This is a genomic window from Mesorhizobium sp. M0676 (assembly GCF_040320535.1).
Classification (GTDB): Bacteria; Pseudomonadota; Alphaproteobacteria; order Rhizobiales; family Rhizobiaceae; genus Mesorhizobium.
Genome location: NZ_JAMYPU010000009.1, coordinates 153,893 through 176,438, shown reverse-complemented (window position 1 = coordinate 176,438; position 22,546 = coordinate 153,893). Strand labels below are relative to the sequence as shown.

Here is a 22,546-nt window from a genome sequence, read left to right as displayed (position 1 = left end):
AGGCTGTGGTTCAGTTGGGCGCCAGTAATGGGCAGAACAAAGACCGATAACATCCCTGTGGATGTTTATATCCAGTTTGTGCGCTCGTTGTTCGACAACGCGCATATGCTGGTCATTGGCGCGCTTTGCCACGCAACCGCCAGCCTTATGGTCTATTGGCGCAACGGCCAGCCTGTCTTCCTGGTTCTTGCCGGAGCACTGCTTGGCATCGGCGTTTGGCGGTATTTCAGCTTGCGGCGGTTCCATCGCCTGGGTGGTTCCATCCACGATGCCTTGGATGCGACACGATGGGAGCGCGAATATATCCTGAACGGCAGCATCCAGGGGCTGATGCTGGGCCTGTTCTGCTTCATTTCGATCTATGTCTACTCGGATGCGTATGCCGAGATCGCAGCGCTCGCCATAACGCTTGGCTCTCTGGTCACGGTCGTAGGCCGAAACTACGGCTCGCCCCGCATGGTCACGATCTTCGCGGTAACCTTCGTCGGGCCGATCGCAGCAGCCCTTATCCTCAGGTTTGACATCCCCAGTGTCGTGCTTGGGCTGCTCATCATCCCGTTCATGTTCATCATCAAGGGCAGTGCCGACCATGTGCGCAACGTGCTGTTCTCGGCCGTGGTCGGGCATAAGCAGGCGAGGCAAATCGCGCAGCGCTTCAACCGCGCACTCAACACCATGTCGCATGGCCTGGTCATGCTCGGACCCGACGGCAAGGTCGTGGTCGGCAATGCCGAAGCAGCGCATCTGATGTCGCTGCGCTCGCCCGACCAGCTGCTCGGGCGGTCGATCCATTCGCTGCTCCTGCGCGGCGTTGCGGGCGGCATGCTGGCGCCGAAAGACTGCCGCTATGTCGAAGCGCAGCTGACGCGCGCGTTGCGCGAAGGCCGTGACCGCAAGGTGCTGGTCTCCTTCTCCAATGGCCAGCACTACGAGTTCTCGGCCCGCGAGGGCAATCAGGACCTCGGCGTCATCACCTTCGAGGACGTCACCGCCCGCGTCGAGTCCGAAGAAAAGATCCGCTTCATGGCGCGCTATGACAGCCTCACCGGCCTGCCGAACCGCGCCTATTTCCATGAGCTCGTCGGCGAGGCCATGGCGTCGGGCAGCCGCGACCGGCTGTGCGCGCTGGCGGTGCTCGATCTAGACGATTTCAAGAGCGTCAACGACACACTTGGCCATCCGGTCGGCGATGGGCTGATCTATGCCGTTGCCGAGCGACTGGCGGCCGTCGCCGGGCAAGGCGTCAATGTCAGCCGTTTCGGCGGCGACGAGTTCATGATCTTCTTCGACCGCGTCGAGGATGAAAGCCATCTGACCGGCCTGCTCGACCAGATCTTTGCCGATCTGCAGGGCGAAGTCGATGTCGCTGGTCACAGCCTGCGCATCCAGGCAAGCGCGGGCACCGTGCTGTCCAGGGTCGAGGACACCGATGTCGACGCCATGATCGTCAAGGCGGATCTGGCGCTCTACAAGGCCAAGGAACTCGGCAAGAACAACTGGCGACTGTTCGAGGCGGCGATGGATGCGGCGTTCCGCAACCGCCAGATGATGAAGGCCGACCTGCGCACGGCGGTCGAAGGCAAGGCGCTGCGGGTGGTCTATCAGCCCATCGTGGCGATGAACACCATGCGCATCGCCAGCTGCGAGGCGCTGTGCCGCTGGGATCATCCCGACCTCGGGCCGGTTTCGCCCAGCGTCTTCATTCCGCTGGCCGAAGAAATGGGCATCATTTCCGAGATCAGCACCTTCGTGCTCGCGGCTGCCTGCGCCGAATGCGCCAAATGGCCCGCACAGACCAGCGTCTCGGTCAACCTTTCGGCCAAGGATTTCCGCAGCCGCGACGTCGTCCAGAAGGTTCGCGACGCGCTTGCCACTTCGGGGCTCGCCGCCGGCCGCCTCGAGATCGAAGTCACCGAAACCGCGCTGCTCGACGACAAATCGCTGACGCGCCAGTATATCGAGGAACTGAAGCAGCTTGGCGTGCGCATCGCGCTCGACGATTTCGGCACCGGCTATTCAAGCCTGAGCTACCTCCACAAGCTGCCGCTCGACAAGATCAAGATCGACCGTTCGTTCCTGATGGACGTGACCCAGAACAAGCGTTCGCTCGACTTGTTGAAGGGCATCGTGGACCTGACCCGCGTGCTCGGGCTGACCGTCACCATCGAAGGTGTGGAAACGTTCGAACAGCTGAAGATCCTGGTGCATTCGGTGAAACCCGACCTCGTCCAGGGCTTCCTCTTCGGCGCAGCTCTCAGCGCGTCCGGCATCGAAACGATGTCCAGTGTGACCTGGCCCTTCGCCGCGGAATTGCGGCCCGTCGCCAAACTCGCGACCACATGAAGCCCAACCTTTAAATCGCGCTTGGAAGCCGTCAAAAAAGCTGTGAATTGCCAAAACGTTAACCTATTGTTAACGTTAATATTCGGTAAACACAGACGATTAGAGTTTCATCTTCTTGTTCATTCGGTCGTCCGGTATGGTTTTAGTTGCGACGGCACGAGGGTAACAATGGAAACTCAGCTAGCAGGTATGCCTCTGGTGGCTTCTAGGGCCACCGCTCAGTCTCCTTCGGTGTTTTCTCGTCATATCATGGACGTCCTGGAGCACGTCGAGTATCGCCTTTGCGACGGTGCCGAGGATTTGGAAGCCATCTATCGACTTCGCTACAAATCCTACCTTCATGCTGGCATGGTGAAGCCCGATGCCTCGCGTATGGTAAAGGACGACTTCGACGATCTGCGCAATTCCTACCGATTTGGCGTGTTCTTCGATGGTGTTCTGGTCAGCACCATCAGAATCCACTACGCCTGCGCGAAATACCCTGTTTCCCCCAGCACGGCCGTGTTCGGCGACACGCTGGCGCGGCGGCTGGCAGTTGGCGAGACGTTCGTCGATCCAAGCCGTTTCGCTGCCGATATCGAGTGGTCGACCAGCCTGCGCGTGCTGCCCTACGTGACGCTCAGGCTTGCGGTCGTAGCTTGCAGCCACTTTAAACCGACATATTGCCTGACGGCGGTCAAGGAAGAGCATGCCGGCTTCTATCATCGCATCTTCCGTTCCGAGCAGGCGGTGCCCCCGCGCATCTATCCCGGTCTCACCGTTCCCGTGCATCTGTTCCAGTCGAAGTGCTCCGAAAACATGCAGGCGACGCTGGATCGCTTCCCGTTCTTCAACTCCACGGCGTTCGAGCAGCGCATGCTCTTCCAACGCCCCAAGAGCGGCGAACTCGCACCGCTAACCATCCTGCCCACCGCCAAGTTTTTCCGCGAAGCCGCCTGACACCACTGAAGCCTGCGTAATTCGGCACGCGAACTCTGGAGCTTTCCCGCCGCTTCCGCGTTCTGGATGACGCCGACGCGGCCATAGAAAGGAACCGACATGCATATTCCCGAGCTAGCACTGACCCCGCTGATCTCGCTGATTGCCGGCGTGCTGATCCTGGTGATGCCGCGGCTGCTCAACTACATCGTCGCGCTCTATCTGATCGTCATTGGGCTGCTCGGGCTGTTTCCGCATCTGGCCGGTTGAAACGCAAAACCCTCAACGTTCGACGTTAGGCCGGCGACAAGCCCTATCGCCGGCTTTCAACATTCCTTTGAGGCTGTTGTCACTGGTCGTGCGGCAATAGCGCCATTGCTCTTGGCCCGGCTTTTCGCTATGTGCCTCAAAGATGTCTTCGAAGGGGTATTCCTATGGCTGATCACACGCCGACCGGTCCTGTCGAACTGGGCGCGAAGATGGACTATGCCGAACATGACCGCACCTATCATGGCTTTCTGGCGCTGGCCAAATACGGCTCGCTGTTCTGCGGCGCCCTGCTCCTGGCCATGGCTTTCGGCTTCTTCGCAGGCGGCTTCTTCTCCGCGACCATCCTGTTCGTGCTGATCCTCGCCCTCGGCGCCTTCATTCTCCGATAGTCTCTTCAGACCCTTGCCAAGGGCGTAGCCGGACATCCGGCCGCACTCTTTCGCAAGGCCGCACTCTTGCGCAAACAGGTTCCAGCCGAAAGGATCATGCGGTGGGACAGACGGTTTTCATCCCTCGCGAGCTCGATGCCAGCGAGCCTCGTGTCGCGGCCTCGCCCGATACCGTGAAGCGGCTGGCGGCGCTGGGCTTCGACGTCACCGTCGAGACGGGCGCCGGCACCAGGTCGCGCATCCCCGATGAGGAGTTCGCCAAGGCGGGCGCCGCGATCGGCAAGGCTTCGGATGCGAGCCGGGCGAATGTAGTGCTGAAGGTGCGCCGGCCGACCGATGCCGAGTTGAAGGGCTACAAATCGGGTGCGGCGGTCATTGCCATCATGGATCCCTACGGCAATGACGCCGCGGTCGCGGCGCTTGCCGAGGCTGGGATCACCGCCTTCTCGATGGAATTCATGCCGCGCATCACCCGCGCCCAGTCGATGGACGTGCTGTCGTCGCAGGCCAATCTCGCCGGCTACCAGGCCGTGATCGACGGCGCATCGGAGTATGACCGCGCGCTGCCGATGATGATGACGGCGGCCGGCACCGTGCCGGCGGCGAAGATCTTCATCATGGGCGTCGGCGTTGCCGGCCTGCAGGCGATCGCCACGGCGCGCCGTCTCGGCGCCGTCGTCACCGCCACCGACGTTCGTCCCGCCGCCAAGGAACAGGTGGCGTCGCTCGGCGCAAAGTTCCTCGCCGTCGAGGACGAGGAGTTCAAGGCGGCCGAGACCGCCGGCGGCTACGCCAAGGAAATGTCGAAGGAGTACCAGGCCAAGCAGGCAGCGCTCACCGCTGAGCACATCGCCAAGCAGGACATCGTCATCACCACGGCGCTGATCCCCGGCCGTCCGGCGCCGAAGCTGGTGTCGGCGGCGATGGTCGCCTCGATGAAGCCGGGCTCGGTGATCGTCGACCTCGCCGTCGAGCGCGGCGGCAATGTCGAAGGCGCAGTTGCAGGCCAGGTGGTGACCACGGCCAATGGCGTGAAAATCGTCGGCCACCTCAACGTGCCCGGCCGCGTCGCCGCATCGGCCTCGCTGCTCTACGCCAGGAACCTGTTCGCCTTCCTCGAGACGCTGGTCGACAAGACCAGCAAGACGCTCGCCATCAACCGCGAAGACGATCTGGTCAAGGCGACGATGCTGACCGACGCTGGCCGCGTGGTGCATCCGGCCTTCGCCAAGGCGGCGGAACAGCCCCATTTCGAACCGGCGGCCATTCCGGCCAAGACCATTGTGGCTGATGCCACGCCGAAGAAGGCTGCACAGAAAAAGGCGTCCGACAAAGCCACTGCCGGCAAGTCCGCCGCCAAGCCGAAGGGGATCGCGTGATGGATCAGACCTTGCAGAAAGCCCTCGATCAGCTCGACCAGGCAAGTGCCGCCGTCCGGCTGGCTGTGCAGAACCTGGCCAACGCGCCCGGTGGCGCCGATGCGGCGGGCGATGCCGCGCACGCACTGTCCGGCGGCGCCATCGATCCCTTCGTCTTCCGCTTCGCCATCTTCGTACTTGCGATATTCGTCGGATACTACGTCGTCTGGTCGGTGACGCCGGCGCTGCACACGCCGCTGATGGCGGTCACCAACGCCATCTCCTCGGTCATCGTCGTCGGCGCGCTGCTGGCCGTCGGCATCTCGGCCTCCGGCATTGCCACCGGCTTCGGCTTCGTCGCGCTGATGCTGGTCTCGGTCAACATCTTTGGCGGCTTCCTGGTCACCCAGCGCATGCTGGCCATGTACAAGAAGAAGGACCGGTAGAGAGCCATGAACGCCAACTTCGCGTCCTTCCTCTACCTGGTCTCCGGCGTCCTGTTCATCATGGCGCTGCGCGGCCTGTCGCATCCGACCACCAGCCGCCAAGGCAATCTCTACGGCATGATCGGCATGGGCATTGCCATTGCCACCACGCTGGCGCTGGCGACTCCGTCCGCCGGGCGCTTCGGCCTGATCGTGCTTGGTCTGGCCATCGGCGGCGGCGTCGGCGCCGTTACAGCGCGCCGCATCGCCATGACTTCGATGCCGCAGCTGGTCGCCGCCTTCCACTCGCTGGTCGGCCTTGCCGCCGTCATGGTGGCGGCAGCCGCCATCTACGCGCCGGAAAGTTTCGGCATCGGCACGAATGGCGACATCCACGCCCAGGCGCTGATCGAGATGAGCCTTGGCGTTGCCATCGGCGCCATCACTTTCACCGGCTCCGTCATCGCCTTCCTCAAGCTCGATGGCCGCATGTCGGGCAAGCCGATCATGATCGGCGGCCGTCACATCATCAACGCGGTCCTCGGCATCGCGCTGATCGTGCTGATCGTGCTTCTGGTCACCACCGAGGCCAAGCTGGTGTTCTGGCTGATCGTCGCGGCGTCGCTGGCGCTCGGCGTCCTCTTGATCATCCCGATCGGCGGCGCCGACATGCCGGTCGTCGTCTCGATGCTGAATTCTTATTCCGGCTGGGCCGCCGCGGCACTCGGCTTCACGCTTGGCAATCTGGCGTTGATCATCACCGGCGCGCTGGTCGGCTCGTCCGGCGCCATCCTGTCCTACATCATGTGCAAGGGCATGAACCGGTCGTTCATCTCGGTCATCCTCGGCGGCTTCGGCGGCGAGACCGTGGCGGTTGCCGATGACGGCATCGAACGCACGGTCAAGCAGGGCTCGGCCGACGACGCTGCCTATCTGATGATGAACGCACAGAAGGTCATCATCGTGCCGGGCTACGGCATGGCGGTCGCCCAGGCCCAGCACGCGCTGCGCGAAATGGCCGACAAGCTCAAGGCCAATGGCGTGGATGTCAAATACGCCATCCACCCCGTGGCCGGCCGCATGCCCGGCCACATGAACGTGCTGCTCGCCGAAGCCAATGTTCCCTATGACGAAGTGTTCGAACTGGAAGACATCAACTCCGAGTTCGCGCAGGCCGATGTCGCCTATGTCATCGGCGCCAATGACGTCACCAATCCGTCCGCCCGCGACGACAAGTCGTCGCCGATCTACGGTATGCCGATCCTCGACGTCGACAAGGCCCGCACCTGCCTGTTTGTCAAGCGCTCGCTCGGCTCGGGCTACGCCGGCATCGACAACACGCTGTTCTACAAGGACGGCACCATGATGCTGCTCGGCGACGCCAAGAAGATGACCGAGGAAATCGTCAAGGCCATGGATCACTGATCCCGCCGCAACCTTCCACTGGAAGGTTGTCGGTCCATCATCGGAAACAAAAAAGCCCGGTTCGACCGGGCTTTTCTATGTTGAAGACCGGTTCAGCGGCTGGTCAGGAAAACCGCTTCCTCGTCGTCGCGCTGCCTGCCGCCCAGTGCTGCCGCAGCGCTGGCGATGAAGGCGCCGATAACCAGCGACAGGGCGCCAAGCAGTGCGAAGGTGGCGCTGCCTTTCCGGGCGGCGTCGGCGGCCTGCTTGGCCTTGACCTTGGCGTCCTCGACCCTGGCCACCAGGGCGTCGACACGCGCCTTGGCGTCAGCCTCGGAAAGCCCGGTGCGGGCGGCGACCAGCTGCGACAGATAGGTCTTGTCGTCAGCCGAAATTTCGCCTGCCGCCGCACTGGCAACGAGGATGCGCGAAGCCTGCCCGGCCGCAGCCGCATCGCTGTCCGGATTGGCCGCCGCGAGCCTGGCGGCATCAGCCGGACGGAACAGCGTATCCACAAGATAGGACGTTGCATTGTCGGCCGGTGCGCTGCCGGCATTGGCGGACGCGCCGGCCGAAGCACCCATGGCGGCGCCTGAGGCAACGGTAGAAGCCGCCTGCACGCCTGAACCAAGCACTGCCGACAGCGCCGACCCGAGAATGCCGACGACCAGCAATGTCGCCAGCGCCCAGGCGAGGAGGCCGTGCGCGGTGTCACGGAAATAGACCTCGTCGGTGTGGATGCCGACCCATTTGGTGCGCAGGCGTCCGGCAAGATAGCCACCGACCCCGGAGGACAGCCATTGCACGATGATGAGCCAGATCGCGCCGGACACCGCGAAGGTGGTCAGCGAGGCACTGGCGCCGGACCATGGCGAGACCATGGTCAGCCCCAGTCCTGAGCCGAGCAGCATGAGGATGAAGGTCAGCGTCGAGGCCGCGAAGGCGCCGGCGATGATCGGCCCCCAGCTGACGGCCGTGGCGGAGGATTCTGTTGAAGCAGATACGTCGACAGCCGATACGGTGGACTGCATCGACGCCTCCTACCGTACGAACAGCATGATGAGAATGATGATCGGGATCGGAATACCGAGCAACCAGAGCAAAATACCGCGTCCCATAAAGAGCCTCCCTGCGAGAAATTGATCGATGTCGTCACAATGTTCCTGAGCGATTTCCGTTCCGAGGAGCAATGAAATGATTTGCTTACCGGGAACGGAACTATTTTCCGCGCGGCCCGAGGCACGACTGCGAAACTGTGGATTGGTTCACGGAGGTCCACATGGGCTGCCGTGTATTGTTGGCTCGGTGAGCCGGGGGTAGCATGAGCGATCCCGCCGTCGGATGTCGTCAACGGAGACGCTGATGCCCAAGACTGTCGCATCGCTGGCTTACAAAAAGGCGCAGCCCAGCCAGGCGGTGGTGATCGTGCATGGCATGGGCGAGCAGCGGCCGATGGGTACGCTGAGGGGATTCGTCCAGGCGGTCTGGAGCAGCGATCCCACCCGTGCTCCACCCTACGCCCAGATTCCCGATCCGGCCGTTTCCGGCGCCACGATCAACCAGAGCTGGATCACGCCCGACAGCCGGACCAAGTCACACGAGCTGCGCCGCATCACCACGCCCTACGACGTCGATGGCCGCCGTACCGATTTCTACGAGCTTTATTGGGCCGACATCACGCAAGGCACGACGCGCGGCCGGCTGGCCGCCTGGGTGACGAACCTGTTGTGGCGCAAGCCCGCCGACATTCCGCTCGACGCCCGCAAGCTTTACGTCGCCACACTTCTGATCGTTATCGTCATTCTGGGCGCAGCACTCGTGCTGGCAACATCGGTCTGGCAACAGGCCGTTACCTTGACGACCGGCCTGATGATCACCACCCTCGCTTCTTTTGTCATCTGGGCGGTGGATCAGTTCGCCCTGCCCTATTTCGGTGACGTCGCCGCTTATGTGCGCGCCGAGGCGGCGACGATCGAGAAGCGTGCGCTGATCCGCGACAGAGGCCTGACGTTGCTCAAGACGCTGATGAAGGACGATGCTTACGACCGCATCGTGCTAGTCTCGCACAGCCTTGGGTCGATCATCGCCTATGATTTGCTGCAGATCCTGTGGGCCGAGTTCCGGCCGCGAAGGCTGGAAGCGGTCCGCGACAAGGCCAAACTGGCGGCGGTCGAGGCCGTCGACAAGGCAACGCTCGGCTCTGATGGGTCAGCGTGGCCAAAGAACCTTGAAGACCTCGCCGGATTCCGGCGCGGTCAATGGGCGCTCTACCAGCAGCTTCGGACCAAGGACGCCGACCACCCGCTGCCCTGGAAGATCAGCGATTTCGTCACGCTTGGCAGTCCGCTCTCCCACAGCGAATTCCTGGTGACCTACAATCTCGCGGAATTCAGGCGTGGCCTTGCCGAGCGCCTGTTCTCGGCTTGCCCGCCGATTGCCGATGACGGGCGCCCCGGCGGCACCGTGCTTTACCGGGAAGGACACAGCCAAGGCAAGGCGCAGCGCGCGGTGCATCATGGCGCGGTGTTTGCGGCAACGCGCTGGACGAACGTCTACGACCGCGGCAATGGCTGGGCGACAGGCGATCCGATTTCCGGTCCGATGACGGAAAACTTCGGCCCCGGTGTGGAGAACATCCAGATCGAGCTTCGCAGCTCACTTGGCCGTATCTTCACCCACACGCTTTATTGGTCATCGACGGCAAACGGCGTCGAAATCGCCCTGCCGGCGGGCACCGCGCCGCGCTCGCATCTGCAAGTGCTGCGCGACGCGGTGGACCTTGGTCGGAAGCTGGAACCGAGTTGAGCGGAGATTGACTGAAGCCCCTCAACTTCGTCATCCTAGGGCGAAGCAGGAGCGAAGCTCCGTCGCGAAGACCCTGGGATCCATTCCGTGACCTCGGTCGAATGATGCAGCGGCGTAGAATTCTGCACCGTTTTCAAGGCCTTAACCTCACGGCATGGATCCTAGGGTCTGCGCTGCGTCGCTGCGCTCCTTGCTCCGCCCTAGGATGACGAAGCGATGGGCCCCCAGCCCTCAAATGTCCAGATTGGCAACTGACAGCGCGTTGTCCTGGATGAATTCGCGCCGCGGTTCGACCTCGTCGCCCATCAGCCGCGAAAACAGCGAATCCGCATCGGTGGCGTCATTGACCTTGACCTGCAGCAGCGAACGCACATTCGGGTCGAGCGTGGTTTCCCAGAGCTGCTCGGCATTCATCTCGCCGAGGCCCTTGTAGCGCTGCATGGTCAGGCCCTTGCGGCCGGTCGCAAACACCGCGTTGAGCAGCGCCAGCGGCCCCGAAATGGTTTCGGAGACATCCTTGCGGCGCAGCACCGGCGGCTCGCCATAGACTTCCATGAGGCGCGGGGCATAGCGGTCGAGCTGGCGTGCGTCGGCCGAATTTATCAGCCCGGCATCGAGCTGCGCGAATTCCTTGACGCTGCGCACCGTGCGTTCGAACACATAGCCGCCGACGCCTTCATTGGAGGTCGACAGCCGGCCGGTCCAGCCGCGCTCGGTGTCCTCGGCAATGATGTCGAGGCGCTGGGCGACGCGTTCGGCCATGGCATTGGCGCGGCCGAGGTCGTTTAGCACATCGGCGTTGAGCGCGCCGGCGATCGCCGCCTGTTCGACCACGCCCCTGTTGTAGCGCGTGTGCAGCCCGTTGATGAGCTGGCGCACGGCCAGTGCATCATCGATCGAGCCGCGCAGATCCTGTCCGGCCCGCGCCTCGCCGGAGGCAAGCGTCAGCGACGCCTCCTCCAGCCCGGAGCCGATCAGGAACTCCTCGAAGGCGCTCTCGTCCTTGATGTATTGCGAGCTTTTTCCGCGCGTCACTTTGTAGAGCGGCGGCTGGGCGATGTAGAGATGGCCGCGCTCGATCAGCTCCGGCATCTGGCGGAAGAAGAAGGTGAGCAGCAAGGTCCTGATATGGGCGCCGTCGACGTCGGCGTCGGTCATCAGGATGATCTTGTGGTAGCGCAATTTGTCGGCGTTGAACTCGTCCTTGCCGATCGAGGTGCCGAGCGCGGTGATCAGCGTGCCGATCATCTCGGAGCCGAGCATGCGGTCGAAGCGGGCGCGCTCGACATTGAGGATCTTGCCGCGCAACGGCAGGATCGCCTGGTTCTGGCGCGAACGGCCGCCCTTGGCCGAGCCGCCGGCGGAATCACCCTCAACGATGAAGATTTCGGATTTCGCCGGGTCGCGCTCCTGGCAGTCGGCGAGCTTGCCAGGCAGCGAGGTGACGCCGAGCGAGCTTTTGCGGGTGATGTCGCGGGCCTTGCGCGCGGCTTCGCGCGCCGCAGCCGCCTGGATCACCTTGTCGATGACCACCTTGCCCTCGGTCGGGTGTTCTTCCAGCCAGGTGCCGAGCGCCTCGTTGACCAGGCCTTCGACCACCGGGCGCACCTCGGACGAGACCAGCTTGTCCTTGGTCTGCGAGGAGAATTTCGGGTCGGGAACCTTGACCGACAGCACCGCCGTCAGGCCCTCGCGGCAATCGTCGCCGATCAGCGCCACCTTTTCCTTCTTGGTCAGGCCCGAGGACTCGCCATAGCCGGTGATCTGGCGCGTCAGCGCGCCGCGGAAGCCGGCCAGATGGGTGCCGCCATCGCGCTGCGGGATGTTGTTGGTGAAGGCCAGCACGTTCTCGTGGTAGCTGTCGTTCCACCACATCGCCACTTCGACGGTAATGCCGTCGCGCTCGGCCTTGATGGCGATCGGCTTGTCGATCAGCGGTTTCTTGACCCGGTCGAGATATTTGACGAACTCTTCCAGGCCGCCATCATAGTGCAGTTCGTGGCGCACGAGATCGGCATGGCGGGCATCGGTCAAGATGATGCGTACGCCGGAATTCAGGAAGGCGAGTTCGCGCAGCCGGTGCTCCAGCGTGCCGAAGTCGAACTCGACCATGGTGAAGGTTTCGGACGACGGAAAGAAGGTGATCTCGGAACCGCTGCGGCCCTCATAGGTGCCGGGCTGCTTGTTCTGCTCATAGCTGCCGGTCGCCTTGAGCGGCGCATCGGCATTGCCATGCGTGAAGCTCATCTCGAAAATCTGGCCGTTGCGGCGGATTTTCAGCTTCAGCCAGGCCGACAACGCGTTGACCACCGAGACGCCGACGCCGTGCAGGCCGCCAGACACCTTGTAGGAATTCTGGTCGAATTTGCCGCCAGCATGCAGCTGCGTCATGATCACTTCGGCCGCCGAAATGCCTTCGCCAGTGTGAATATCGGTCGGAATCCCGCGGCCATTGTCGATAACGGTGACCGAACCGTCGGGATTGAGCGTCACCGTGACGAGATCGGCATGGCCGGCCAGCGCCTCGTCGATGGCGTTGTCGACCACCTCATAGACCATGTGATGCAGGCCCGAGCCGTCGTCGGTGTCGCCGATATACATGCCCGGCCGCTTGCGGACAGCGTCCAACCCCTTCAAAACCTTGATGGAATCGGCGCCGTATTCGGCCTCAGCGCCGTTGGCGTTGTCGCTTTGATCGCTCATGAAAACCTGTCTGATTGATGCCGCATGCTCAGCGCGAAAAAATGGCTTCGAATCACGCCGCTTTGATGTCCTAGATATAGGCGCAAAAGGCGGTTTTTCCAAGGTTTGCGGGCATTTCAGGGCTGAATCCCGAGCTGGCAGCCGGCTATTTTTTCGCGGCTTTCAATTTGGCCAGAAGACGGCGCAGATATTTGATCGTGGGTTTGTCCCTCGGCGCCAGTTTGCCTGTGCGGTCAAGCTCCAGCGTCAGGTCTAGCGCCTGGGACAACACAGCCTTCGGATTCTTCGCCACATAGGCATAGTTGATGTAGGCCTGTACCAGATCGAATTGCCAGATCGCATTGTCCGGATCGGACAGGGCCAACCGCTGGCGGATGGCCAGGCTGGCTTCGAAGGCCTTCTTCGAGCCCTCATAGTGGCGCTGCTTGGTCTCCAGCAGGCCTATTTCCTCGAACGTGATCGACAGGTCGCGCTGCCAGTCGGAATTGCCCGGGTCGAGATTTGCCAATCGGTTGGCAATGACGAGACTGTCCTGATAGTTCTGCAAAGCACCGGCGATATTGCCCTGGGCATCAAACACGCCGGCAATTTTTTCCAAACAGACCGATAGGTCGCGCTGCCAGTCGGTGTTGCCTGGGTCGCTTGCGGCAAGGTCTCGCGCCGTGGCCAGCGCTTGCTGGTAGGCCTCCAACGCGAGTGGCCAGTCCTTCTGGTCGCCGTAAGCATTGCCGATCTTGGCGTAACCGACCGACAGGTCGCGCTTCAAATCGGTGTCGTTTGAGTCGCGGCGCACCAGCGCTTCGGCGATTATTTGGCTCTTGTTGTAGGCGTCGAGCGCGCCCGCAGCGTCGCCACGCTCGCGCAGAACGTCGCCGATCCTTGTGTAGCTGACGGAGACGGCGCGCTGGTGCCTGGGGTCGTCCGGGTTGTTTTGCGCCAGCGCCAGCCGAATTCTCAGGCTCTCTTCGAATGCAGTCTGGGCGCCATCCAGCTGGCCGGCGGTGCGGGCAAGGCCGCCGATTTCGTCGTAGGTAATGGTCAGGTCGCGCAGCAGATAGACGCTGTTCGGCTCGGCATCGGCCAATTGCTGCTTGATGGACAGGCTTTGCTGGTAGGCCTGGGCTGCCGCACCCAGGTCGCCTTGCGTGGCCAGCACATTGCCGATCTTGTCATTGGCCATGGCGAGATCGCCGAGCCAGTCCTTCTTGTCCGGCACGTCTGTGGTCAGGCCCTGCAACATGTCCCTGGCCGACTCATAGTTTTGCAGGGAGGCCGGCAGATCGCCTTGCGCCATCTTGATGTTGGCGAACTTGATATGGCCGATGGCCAGGTCGCGCTTGACGCTCGGATCGGTTTCCTGGCGCGCTCGCTGCTCAAGATTGGCGACCAGCGCCGCAAAGGCGCGGCCGGCGGCGTCGGTGTTGCCGACCGTTGTGTAGAGGATGCCGAGCTCTTCCAGCGTGCGGCTTTGGCGGTCGGCCTGTTCCAGGCTGAGCGAGGTCTGCCCGGCTTCGCCATAGAGCGCCAGCACCGTTTCATAGTCCTTGATGGCGGTTGCATAGTCCAGGGTGGCACGCGCCGCGCCGCCCGAGAGAAATCGCGTCGCGGCTTCGGACAGGGTGCGGCTGACGAAATTGGCCTTCAACGCCTGGCGCGAGACATTGTCGACGTCGGCGGCCTTGGCGAGGATCACGCGTGCACCATCGAAAGCGCCGAGCGCCAACTGTTCCTCGGCCTGGCGGCGCAGTTCGGTCACCTGCGGGTCGTCGGCGGCCAGCGTCTTCATCTCGCCGCGCACCTTGACGAAGGCGTCGGCGGCCTCGCGCAGCTTGGCGTCCAGGCTTTCGCCGGAGAGATGGCTGGTGTCGGAACTGATCAGCGCGCCATAGAGCGGCGCCAGCGGCATGTCGGCATCGCTGGCGACACGCTCGACCGCGCCGCGCATTTCCGGCGTCACATCGGCCATGGCAAGCAGCAGCCGCTCGCGCTCCGGCAATTGTTCCTTGGCCGCCGAGGCGAAGAACAGCTTCGGCAGCCCGCTCTCGACGTAGGGCAGCTGTTTCCCGCGCGAAAGGTCGTAGACCTCCTGCTGCACCAGCGTCAGCACCGAGCGGATTTCGAGCCCGTCGGTGCCGAGATATTTGGTCAGCGCCGCCGTGAAGGGCGAATTCGCGCCGCTTCCATCAGCCGCCGTCTCGCCGGGCGCCGCCGAAAAGGCGAACAGGATATTTTCCGCCTTGCCGATGCGCCCGAGACCCGGCTTGATCTTGTCCACCAGATCCTTGATCAGCGATGTCGCGCCGCGTCCGTCGCCGCTGCCGCCCGCAAACGGATCGCTGCGGCAGGCGTCGAGCACGATCAGCCCGACCTTGGCGGTGGCTGTCACGGCGTCGCGCACCTCCTCCAGCGGCAGGCTGGTCTTTTCCAGCTGGTCGAGCGAGGAGGCATCGGCGTCGACCGGCAGCAGCCGGTTGTCGCCGGAGATTTCGACGCCATGGCCGGAGAAATACACCAGCGCCACGTCGGCGCCCTTGGCGTCCTCGCGAAAATCGTCGAGAGCCCGGCGCATGCGCCTGAGATCACGATTGGTCTCAAGCACGACTTCGAAGCCGAGCTTCTTCAGCGCCACTTCCATCACCTCGCCGTCATTGACAGGATTGGCCAGCGGCCGCACCAGCCGGTAGTCGTCCTCGGCAATGACCAACGCCACGCGCCGCTCCGCCACCGCTGTGGCGGTGGTCGCAAGCATCAACAGCAAGGCAAACAACAGGCGCAAATCGAACCGCCCCCGGCTCAGTCACCTGCCGACCATTCCACCTCTTTATGGCATGAGCAAGCCGGGGCCGGCTGCGTTACGTAGCCCGCATCGGCTTCAGCGCCTCGCTCCAGCGCGAGAGCTCGTCCAGCATGGTCTTGGTGCCGCCCTGTACCTGCTCGCTGGCCTGGAAGGAGCCGTCGCTCTCCAGCAGTTTCTGATACATCGGCAGCGCGACGCCTTCCGAGATGGGCATGACGCCCACCGCGGTCAGCAGCGGCTTCAGCGCCTGCGCGGCGCGCAGGCCTCCGGAAACGCCGCCATAGCTGAAGATGGCGGCTGGCTTGTATTTCCATTCGCGCGCAAGGTAGTCGATGGCGTTGACGATCGCAGGCGCCACGAAATAATTGTACTCCGGCGCCACGAACACGAAGGCGTCGGCGGCATCAATGACCTTCGACCAGGCTTTGGTGTGGTCGTTCTGGTAATTGCCGAGCCTGGGGTGATGCGGCTCGTCCAAAACCGGCAGATGGAACGTGTCAATGTCGGTCAGCACCGGTTCGAATTTGCCGTGCTCGCGGGCAAAATCCTCCAGCCAGTGGGCGAAGACCGGCCCGGCGCGGCCCGGCCGCGTGCTGCCGATGATGATGTTTAGCTGATGCTTCAAGCGGGCTCTCCTGCTGGCAGTATCTGTTGGTGACTATCACCTACGGCAGAGTGTCCGATTGGACAAGGCGCGAGCGTTTCACAGGCGGTCTCGATCCGATGAACAGATTGTCTGTCGAGGCATTCCCGCTGCAGCGTTTCGGCTTGCCCTTCGGTCACATGGACGCCCGGATCGTCAACCACTACATCTAAGCTATCAGCGGAGTACCTCATGGACACGCAGCCCGTCCCCTTCGTGCCGCCGGCGCCCAAGCCGCGCACGACGCCGCCTTCGACGCTGGAGATGATGCGGATCGTCTACCGCAATCCCCTCGAACTGTGGGGCGAGCACACCTACAACGAACCCTGGATTTCGGCGAATGGCGTCGGCGGGCATCTGATCGTCGCCAACGATCCCGGCCTCATCCGCCACGTGCTGATCGACAACGCCAAGAACTACAAGATGGCGACGGTGCGCCAGATGATCCTGCGGCCGATCCTGCGCGACGGGCTGCTGACCGCCGAAGGCGAGGTGTGGAAGCGGTCGCGCAAGGCGATGGCGCCGGTGTTCACGCCGCGGCATATCTTCGGCTTCGCCGAGCCGATGCTGCGCCGCACGATGCAGTTCGTCGCCCGCTACGAGGAGGGCGGGATGACCGATGTCGCCCACGACATGACGCTGCTCACCTACGATATCCTGGCCGAAACGCTGTTTTCGGGCGAGATTGCGGGCGAGCCCGGCAGTTTCGCGCAGGAAATCGACCGCCTGTTCGAAACCATGGGCCGTGTCGATCCGCTCGACCTGTTGCGCGCGCCCGAATGGCTGCCGCGGCTGACCCGCATCCGCGGCCGCAAGACCATGGCGTATTTCCGCAAGATCGTCACCGATACAGTCAAGATGCGCGAGGAGCGGCTGAAGCGCGACTCCGACACCGCGCCGCAGGATTTCCTGACGCTTCTGCTGCGCGCCGAAGGCCCCGACGGGCTGACGCGGGCGGAAGTCGAGGACAACATCATCACCTTCATCGGCGCCGGCCACGAGACCACCGCGCGGGCACTGGGCTGGACGATCTACTGCCTCGCCGAAGCGCCGTGGGAGCGTGAAAAGGTCGAGCGCGAGATCGAGGCCGTGCTGGCGCGCGAACCCGACCCAACGAAATGGCTCGACGCAATGCCGTTCACCCGCGCCGCCTTCGAGGAGGCGCTGCGGCTTTATCCGCCGGCGCCGTCGATCAACCGCGAGCCGATCGAGACGGAGACCTGGAACGATCTGGTGCTCCCCAAGCGCGCGGCCGTACTGGTGATGCCTTGGGTCGTCCACCGCCACAGAAAACTGTGGGACATGCCCGACGCCTTCATGCCCGAACGCTTCCATCCGGGAAACCGCGAGAAGATCGACCGCTTCCAGTATCTGCCGTTCGGCGCCGGTCCGCGCATCTGCATCGGCGCCAGCTTCGCCATGCAGGAGGCGATCATTGCGCTGGCCATCATGCTGTCGCGCTTCCGCTTCGATGTGACCGCCGAGACCAAGCCGTGGCCGGTGCAGAAACTGACGACACAGCCGCAGGGCGGCCTGCCGATGCAGGTCACGCGGCGCGTTTAACGGCGCACGCCTTGCTACGCGATCCCGGCAGGCTTGCGCTGGAACTGGCCTGCGGCGCGGAAGCGCCAGAGATAGCTAGGCAGGATTGTGCCGATAGACTGCGGCTGGATGCCGAGGCCGGCAAGGTTCCGGTTGGCCTTGTTGGCCTCCTCCGACACCATGTTGGGCTGGCGCAGCAGCAGCACCTGGTCCTTGGTCAGCAACGGGTTGGGCAGCAGGCCGAGGATCGAGGCCTGCAGATTGGCCATCCACCACGGCACCGGCACCAGGAGCCGCTTGCGCTCGATGACAGTGAGCAGCTCTTCCATGCACTGCTTGAAGGTGAGCACTTGCGGCCCGCCGAGTTCATAGATCTGGCCGCCCTTGATCTTGCCCTCGACCGAACGCGCCACGGCTTCGGCGACATCGCCGACATAGACCGGCTGGAACTTGGTCTGGCCGCCGCCGATCAGCGGCAGCACCGGCGAATAGCGCGCCATGTCGGCGAAGCGGTTGAAGAAACTGTCCTCGGGTCCGAAATTGATCGACGGACGGAAGATGACGGCGTCGGCGATCGTCTCCAGGACGGCCTTTTCGCCGAGCGCCTTGGTGCGGGCATAGTCGGACTCGGCGTTGAGGTCGGCGCCCAGCGCCGAAATATGGGTGAGCCCTGCGCCGACCGAGCGCGCGGCTTCGGCGACGGCGCGGGCGCCGAATTCGTGCACGGTGTTGAATTTCTGCCGGCCGCTTTCATACGGGATGGCGACCAGATTGATGACATGGTCGGCGCCCTGCACGGCGCGGTCGACCGACCAGCGCACGCGCACATTGGCCTGCACCGGCTGGATCTGGCCGACATTGCCGAGCGGCTGCAGATGTCCCGCTAGATCGGGCCGGCGCACCGCCACCCTGATGCGGTAGCCGCGCTTGGCCAGCGCCCGCACGATGTGGCGGCCGACGAAGCCGGAGCCGCCGAAGACGACCACGAGCTTGGGGATCTGCAGGATTTCGGTCATGGCTGGCTCCGGCGCTCGAAAGCTTGGCTGAAGCCGTTTCATAGTCCGTTTTGGGCCAAAGGCAAAGGGTGACGCGTCGTCGCTGCCACCCTCTTATAGACCCTTCAGAACGTACGGTCGAGACAGAGCGCAACGGGGCGGATAAGCTGAGACGGCATACGCCCGCCCGGGCCCTGGACGTATCCGACAGAAGACACCGACCGGGCGAACCCGACCCGGCAGCTATTGGTCGTTGCGATCGGTAGAAAGGTTCCGCCAGGTCGCGTAAAAATTCGTTGTCGCAGGACTGCTTCAGCCCGAATAGCGCTCGGCGAATTCGGAAATGCGTTGCACCACCGCCTTGGGGACATTGATGCCGCGCGCCTGCGCCTTCTCGGCCGCTTCGGCCCGCGCCCGGCCCGGCACGTGCACGCCAAAGCGCCGGCGCAGCCGGTCGAGCTGATCCTTCATGCGCTGTTCGAAATCCGGGTCGAGCAGCTTGGGTTCGACGGCGAGCACGAACAGGCCCGTTCCGGGGCTGTCCGGTCCGCCGCTGAACCATGGCGCGTCGAGCGACCAGTTGGCGCCCGACAGGCCAGCCGCCAGCACTTCGACCATCAGCGCGATGTTGGCGCCACGCTGGCCGCCGAAGGCCAGCATGGCGCCCTTCATGGCCGCGGCCGGATCGGTGGTCGGGTTGCCGCTGGCGTCCAGCGCCCAGCCTTCGGGGATCTTCTTGCCGTCCTCGGCCGCCTTGCGGATGTTGACGAAGGCGGTGGCGCTCGACGACTGGTCGATGACCAGCGGCGCGCCATCGGCGGCGGGTGCCGCAAACGACATCGGGTTGGTGCAATAGACCGGCTTGACCGAGCCCGAGCCTGCCAGCACCGCGGGCCCGTTGGTGGCGGCGAAGGAGACCAGTCCCAATTGCGCCAGACGCCCGGTGAAATAGCCTAGTGCGCCGCAGGTATAAGCGTTCTTCTGCGAGAAGATGGCGACGCCGAACAGCTTTGCCGCCTTGGCAAGGTCGTCGATGGTGCGGTCGAAGCCGGTATGGGCGAGGCCGCCACGCGCATCGGATTGATAGACGGCGAGCGCCGGCCTGGTGATCACGGGATCGGCATTGCCGTCGATGCGGCCGGCTTCCAGCGCTTCGAGGTAATCGATGAAATGGGTCAGCCCGACGGTCGAAAGCCCTTCCGCCTCGGCGGCAATGATCGAGGCGGTGAGCGACCTCGCCGCCTCCTCATTGGCGCCGGCGCCGAGCGCCGCCATCCGGCACAGCCCTGTTGCCTGGTCGAGAGAGAGTTGCATGGTGCGGACCCGATTGGTGGTGAGTGAGTAGGGAGTAGTCAGTAGGGAGTAGCGAAAGCAAGCGGTTTCCCGGTCATATGCTGACTACTCACTACTGCCTACTCACTATTCCCTAGCCCACCTTGTTCGGTATGCGCGCCTCGATCTTGCTGAATGCAAACACCAGTATGCCGGTGATGATCATGTAGATCAGCGCCAAAAGCAGCAAGGGTTCGTAGGTGAGATAGGTGTCCTGCCGGACCTTGGACGAAACGGCGAAGATGTCGATGACGCTGATCGTCGCTACCAGCGGCGTCGACTTCAGCTGCAGCACGGTTTCGCCGGTCAGCGTCGGCAGCGCCCGGTAGATGGCCTGCGGCAGCCAGATGCGGCGGAAAATCTTCCAGCGGCTCATGCCGAAGGCGCGGGCTGCCTCGAGCTGCCCCTTCGGCACGCCGGCAAAGGCGCCGCGCATCACCTCGCCCTCATAGCCGGCGAAGGACAAGGTCAACGCCAGCACGCCATAGGGCCAGGCTTGCCTGAGATACGGCCACATCCAGGATTCGCGGATCCACGGATATTGCGGAAACAGCGAGCCGAGCCCGTAATAGAGCAGCCACAGCTGGATCAGCAGCGGCGTGCCCCTGATGACGGTGCAGAATGTCCTGGCGGGCGCGGAAAACCAGAACGGGCCGGCGGCCTGCGCCAGCCCGAGCGGCACGGCGAGCAGGAAGCCGAGAAAGCAGGTGACGGCCAGGATCCACAGCGACCGCCAGATGCCGAGAAGCCCCATTTCATAATATTGCGGCAGCCAGTCCCAGCGCATGAAGAAGGCTGCACCGAAAACCAGCGCGATCGCGACCAGGATCAGCACGATGCGATGCGGCTGCAGCCACAGCGACGTGCGCGCGGCAGCGTTGATGATGGTCGCTTCTCCGGCCATCAGCGCGCATCCTTGAGCGACGGCATACCGCGCCGCGACCAGGCCTCGAGACGGCCGATGAGGAGGTTGGAGACCAGCGACAAGATGAGATAGAGCACGCCCGCGGCGAAAAAGAAGGTGAAATAGGCTTTGGTGACGCCCGCCGCCTGCCGCGTCGCCAGCGCCAGTTCGTAAAAGCCGACGACTGCCAGAAGGGCCGTATCCTTGGTGGCGATCAGCCACAGATTGGCGAGCCCGGGTATGGCGAAGGGCAGCATCGCCGGCAAGGTGATGCGCCGCAGCATGAGCCCGGGTGACATGCCATAGGCGCGAGCGGCTTCGATCTGGCCCTGCGGTATGGCCAGGATGGCGCCGCGGATCACTTCGGTCGAATAGGCGCCCTGGACAAAGCCGAGCACGGCGATGCCCGCGGCAAGGCCGCTGACGTCGACGCGCTGGTAGCCCATTGCCGTCAGCGCCTGGTTAATCAGGTCTGTTCCGGCATAATAGAGCAGCAGGATCAGCACCAGTTCGGGCACGGCGCGCACGATGGTGGTGTAAACCGCCAGCAAGTCGCGTACGACCGGCCCGCCGTAAAGTTTGCCAAAGGCGCCACCGGTGCCGATCAGGAGACCAAGGACCGTGGCGCCGAGCGCGATCTCGATCGAATGGAGCAGCCCAAGCAAGAGCGTGCCGCCCCAGCCCGGCGGATTGGGCGAAAGAAGCTCGATTATGCCGGCCGCCGAGGCCGAAATAAGTGCGTCGATCAGCGTCGCCCCCGGATTGCTGGCTTCAACCACCGCCGACGGCAGCGCCGGCGGCAAGCATGTCTGGGAAGATCGGGCAGGGAGGCATGGCGCTGACGACATGCCCCCTAGCTCATGGAGGATCGTCAGTTCGACTGCGCGCCGCCACCACCGTAAATGTCGAAATCGAAGTATTTCTTCGATATCTCGTCATATTTGCCGTTCGAGCGGATCGCCTTGATGCCGGCGTTGATCTTGGCCTTAAGGTCGGTGTCTTCCTTGCGCACGCCGGCGCCCACGCCCGGTCCGAGCACTTCATCGTCCGGAGCCACCATGCCCTTCAGATCGCAGCAGGCCTTGCCCTGGTCCGACTTCAGGAATGCGTCGAGCGCGATCGAATCCGCCTGGACGGCGTCGAGGCGGCCTGCGGCCAGATCGTTGTTGGCTTCGTCCTGCGTCTGGTATTCCTTGATCTCGGCGGCCGTGGGCCCGAAATGCTTCTTGGCATAGGCCGAATGGGTGGTCGACACCTGCACGCCGAGCACTTTGCCCTTGAGATCGTCCGGCGTGGCGCCGAATTTCTGGTCCTTCGGCCCGATGATGGCGGTCGGCGTGTTGTAGTACTTATCCGAGAAGTCGATGGTCTTCTCGCGTTCGGCAGTGATCGACATCGAACTGGCGATGACGTCGATCTTCTTGGTCGTCAGCGCCGGGATGATGCCGTCCCAGGCGACAGGCGTGATGACGCAGTCGAGCTTCTCCTCGGCGCAGACGGCGTCGATGAACTCGATTTCCCAGCCAACCCATTTGCCGGAAGCGTCCGGCGAGGTGAAGGGCGGATAGGGCTCGGCGGCGACACCGATCTTGACCGGATCGGCCTTGGCCACGCCCATGGCGGCAACGCCGAGCAGCAGCGCTGCGGCGAATGTTTTCAGAACAGTCTTCATGTCACGACTCCCAGTTTGTTGTTGGTTCCCGGTTTTCTTCCGTCCC

Annotated in this window: 18 protein-coding genes; 9 read left to right on the top strand and 9 right to left on the bottom strand. The window is 63.5% G+C overall.

The window, feature by feature from the left end:
• The first annotated feature begins 27 nt into the window (after positions 1-27).
• From NKI35_RS12655 to NKI35_RS12625, 7 genes are all read left to right on the top strand, one after another.
• A complete protein-coding gene (locus tag NKI35_RS12655; RefSeq protein WP_023739659.1) occupies positions 28-2,343 on the top strand; it encodes a putative bifunctional diguanylate cyclase/phosphodiesterase in 2,316 nt (771 codons plus the stop codon).
• 168 nt (positions 2,344-2,511) lie between these two features.
• The gene (locus tag NKI35_RS12650; RefSeq protein ID WP_023683521.1) at positions 2,512-3,282 is read left to right on the top strand and encodes an N-acyl amino acid synthase FeeM domain-containing protein; all 771 of its coding nucleotides are present in this window, start codon (positions 2,512-2,514) and stop codon (positions 3,280-3,282) included.
• A 99-nt stretch (positions 3,283-3,381) separates the two neighbouring features.
• Complete coding sequence (locus NKI35_RS12645) at positions 3,382-3,531, top strand: DUF3096 domain-containing protein (protein ID WP_023671341.1); 150 nt, start codon at positions 3,382-3,384, stop codon at positions 3,529-3,531.
• A gap of 164 nt (positions 3,532-3,695) precedes the next feature.
• Positions 3,696-3,920, top strand: coding sequence for an aa3-type cytochrome c oxidase subunit IV (locus NKI35_RS12640; RefSeq protein ID WP_023671340.1), 225 nt, complete (start codon positions 3,696-3,698; stop codon positions 3,918-3,920).
• Between the two features lie 101 nt (positions 3,921-4,021).
• Positions 4,022-5,299, top strand: coding sequence for a Re/Si-specific NAD(P)(+) transhydrogenase subunit alpha (locus tag NKI35_RS12635; protein WP_352652437.1), 1,278 nt, complete (start codon positions 4,022-4,024; stop codon positions 5,297-5,299).
• Positions 5,299-5,724, top strand: coding sequence for a proton-translocating transhydrogenase family protein (locus tag NKI35_RS12630; protein WP_032885960.1), 426 nt, complete (start codon positions 5,299-5,301; stop codon positions 5,722-5,724). Before NKI35_RS12635 ends, NKI35_RS12630 begins: the two co-directional genes overlap by 1 nt.
• A 6-nt stretch (positions 5,725-5,730) precedes the next feature.
• Positions 5,731-7,128, top strand: coding sequence for an NAD(P)(+) transhydrogenase (Re/Si-specific) subunit beta (locus NKI35_RS12625; RefSeq protein WP_352520584.1), 1,398 nt, complete (start codon positions 5,731-5,733; stop codon positions 7,126-7,128).
• Positions 7,129-7,220: 92 nt separating this feature from the next.
• On the opposite strand, the gene NKI35_RS12620 is transcribed toward NKI35_RS12625, so the two are convergent.
• Positions 7,221-8,138, bottom strand: a complete 918-nt coding sequence (locus tag NKI35_RS12620) for a membrane protein (RefSeq protein WP_023729730.1) — start codon at positions 8,136-8,138, stop codon at positions 7,221-7,223.
• Between the two features lie 331 nt (positions 8,139-8,469).
• On the opposite strand from NKI35_RS12620, the gene NKI35_RS12615 reads away from it, so the two are divergent.
• Positions 8,470-9,912, top strand: coding sequence for a hypothetical protein (locus tag NKI35_RS12615; RefSeq protein ID WP_031193857.1), 1,443 nt, complete (start codon positions 8,470-8,472; stop codon positions 9,910-9,912).
• A gap of 231 nt (positions 9,913-10,143) precedes the next feature.
• On the opposite strand, the gene gyrB is transcribed toward NKI35_RS12615, so the two are convergent.
• The 3 genes from gyrB to NKI35_RS12600 form a co-directional block, all read right to left on the bottom strand.
• The gene (gene gyrB / locus NKI35_RS12610; RefSeq protein WP_023671333.1) at positions 10,144-12,615 is read right to left on the bottom strand and encodes a DNA topoisomerase (ATP-hydrolyzing) subunit B; all 2,472 of its coding nucleotides are present in this window, start codon (positions 12,613-12,615) and stop codon (positions 10,144-10,146) included.
• Between the two features lie 145 nt (positions 12,616-12,760).
• A complete protein-coding gene (locus NKI35_RS12605) occupies positions 12,761-15,391 on the bottom strand; it encodes a caspase family protein (protein ID WP_352740234.1) in 2,631 nt (876 codons plus the stop codon).
• A 76-nt stretch (positions 15,392-15,467) separates the two neighbouring features.
• A complete protein-coding gene (locus NKI35_RS12600) occupies positions 15,468-16,037 on the bottom strand; it encodes an NADPH-dependent FMN reductase (protein ID WP_023750419.1) in 570 nt (189 codons plus the stop codon).
• Between the two features lie 210 nt (positions 16,038-16,247).
• Between NKI35_RS12600 and NKI35_RS12595 the strand changes: the two genes are divergently transcribed.
• Positions 16,248-17,618 carry a cytochrome P450 gene (locus tag NKI35_RS12595; RefSeq protein ID WP_352740232.1) on the top strand — a complete coding sequence of 457 codons (1,371 nt, stop codon included), beginning with the start codon at positions 16,248-16,250 and terminating at the stop codon, positions 17,616-17,618.
• Positions 17,619-17,632: 14 nt separating this feature from the next.
• Here the strand turns inward: NKI35_RS12595 and NKI35_RS12590 are convergent, their stop codons facing one another.
• From NKI35_RS12590 to NKI35_RS12570, 5 genes are all read right to left on the bottom strand, one after another.
• Positions 17,633-18,613: a complex I NDUFA9 subunit family protein gene (locus NKI35_RS12590; protein ID WP_352740229.1), complete on the bottom strand. Its 981-nt coding sequence runs from the start codon at positions 18,611-18,613 to the stop codon at positions 17,633-17,635.
• Positions 18,614-18,904: 291 nt separating this feature from the next.
• Positions 18,905-19,906, bottom strand: a complete 1,002-nt coding sequence (locus NKI35_RS12585) for an Ldh family oxidoreductase (RefSeq protein ID WP_352740227.1) — start codon at positions 19,904-19,906, stop codon at positions 18,905-18,907.
• Between the two features lie 112 nt (positions 19,907-20,018).
• The gene (locus tag NKI35_RS12580) at positions 20,019-20,828 is read right to left on the bottom strand and encodes an ABC transporter permease (protein WP_352652442.1); all 810 of its coding nucleotides are present in this window, start codon (positions 20,826-20,828) and stop codon (positions 20,019-20,021) included.
• Positions 20,828-21,562 (bottom strand): ABC transporter permease, encoded by a 735-nt coding sequence (locus tag NKI35_RS12575; RefSeq protein ID WP_352740285.1) that lies wholly within the window; start codon positions 21,560-21,562, stop codon positions 20,828-20,830. The genes NKI35_RS12580 and NKI35_RS12575 overlap by 1 nt, the downstream gene beginning before the upstream one ends.
• Positions 21,563-21,699: 137 nt before the next feature.
• Positions 21,700-22,500, bottom strand: a complete 801-nt coding sequence (locus NKI35_RS12570) for a transporter substrate-binding domain-containing protein (protein WP_023671323.1) — start codon at positions 22,498-22,500, stop codon at positions 21,700-21,702.
• Positions 22,501-22,546 lie beyond the last annotated feature (46 nt).

What these genes read in the sequence shown, in the direction of transcription:
- NKI35_RS12655 (WP_023739659.1), top strand. Translation starts at nt 28, where the DNA reads ATGGGCAGAACAAAGACCGATAACATCCCTGTGGATGTTTATATCCAG.
- NKI35_RS12650 (WP_023683521.1), top strand. Translation starts at nt 2,512, where the DNA reads ATGGAAACTCAGCTAGCAGGTATGCCTCTGGTGGCTTCTAGGGCCACC.
- NKI35_RS12645 (WP_023671341.1), top strand. Translation starts at nt 3,382, where the DNA reads ATGCATATTCCCGAGCTAGCACTGACCCCGCTGATCTCGCTGATTGCC.
- NKI35_RS12640 (WP_023671340.1), top strand. Translation starts at nt 3,696, where the DNA reads ATGGCTGATCACACGCCGACCGGTCCTGTCGAACTGGGCGCGAAGATG.
- NKI35_RS12630 (WP_032885960.1), top strand. Translation starts at nt 5,299, where the DNA reads ATGGATCAGACCTTGCAGAAAGCCCTCGATCAGCTCGACCAGGCAAGT.
- NKI35_RS12625 (WP_352520584.1), top strand. Translation starts at nt 5,731, where the DNA reads ATGAACGCCAACTTCGCGTCCTTCCTCTACCTGGTCTCCGGCGTCCTG.
- NKI35_RS12620 (WP_023729730.1), bottom strand. Translation starts at nt 8,138, where the DNA reads ATGCAGTCCACCGTATCGGCTGTCGACGTATCTGCTTCAACAGAATCC.
- NKI35_RS12615 (WP_031193857.1), top strand. Translation starts at nt 8,470, where the DNA reads ATGCCCAAGACTGTCGCATCGCTGGCTTACAAAAAGGCGCAGCCCAGC.
- gyrB (WP_023671333.1), bottom strand. Translation starts at nt 12,615, where the DNA reads ATGAGCGATCAAAGCGACAACGCCAACGGCGCTGAGGCCGAATACGGC.
- NKI35_RS12595 (WP_352740232.1), top strand. Translation starts at nt 16,248, where the DNA reads ATGGACACGCAGCCCGTCCCCTTCGTGCCGCCGGCGCCCAAGCCGCGC.
- NKI35_RS12590 (WP_352740229.1), bottom strand. Translation starts at nt 18,613, where the DNA reads ATGACCGAAATCCTGCAGATCCCCAAGCTCGTGGTCGTCTTCGGCGGC.
- NKI35_RS12585 (WP_352740227.1), bottom strand. Translation starts at nt 19,906, where the DNA reads ATGCAACTCTCTCTCGACCAGGCAACAGGGCTGTGCCGGATGGCGGCG.
- NKI35_RS12580 (WP_352652442.1), bottom strand. Translation starts at nt 20,828, where the DNA reads ATGGCCGGAGAAGCGACCATCATCAACGCTGCCGCGCGCACGTCGCTG.
- NKI35_RS12570 (WP_023671323.1), bottom strand. Translation starts at nt 22,500, where the DNA reads ATGAAGACTGTTCTGAAAACATTCGCCGCAGCGCTGCTGCTCGGCGTT.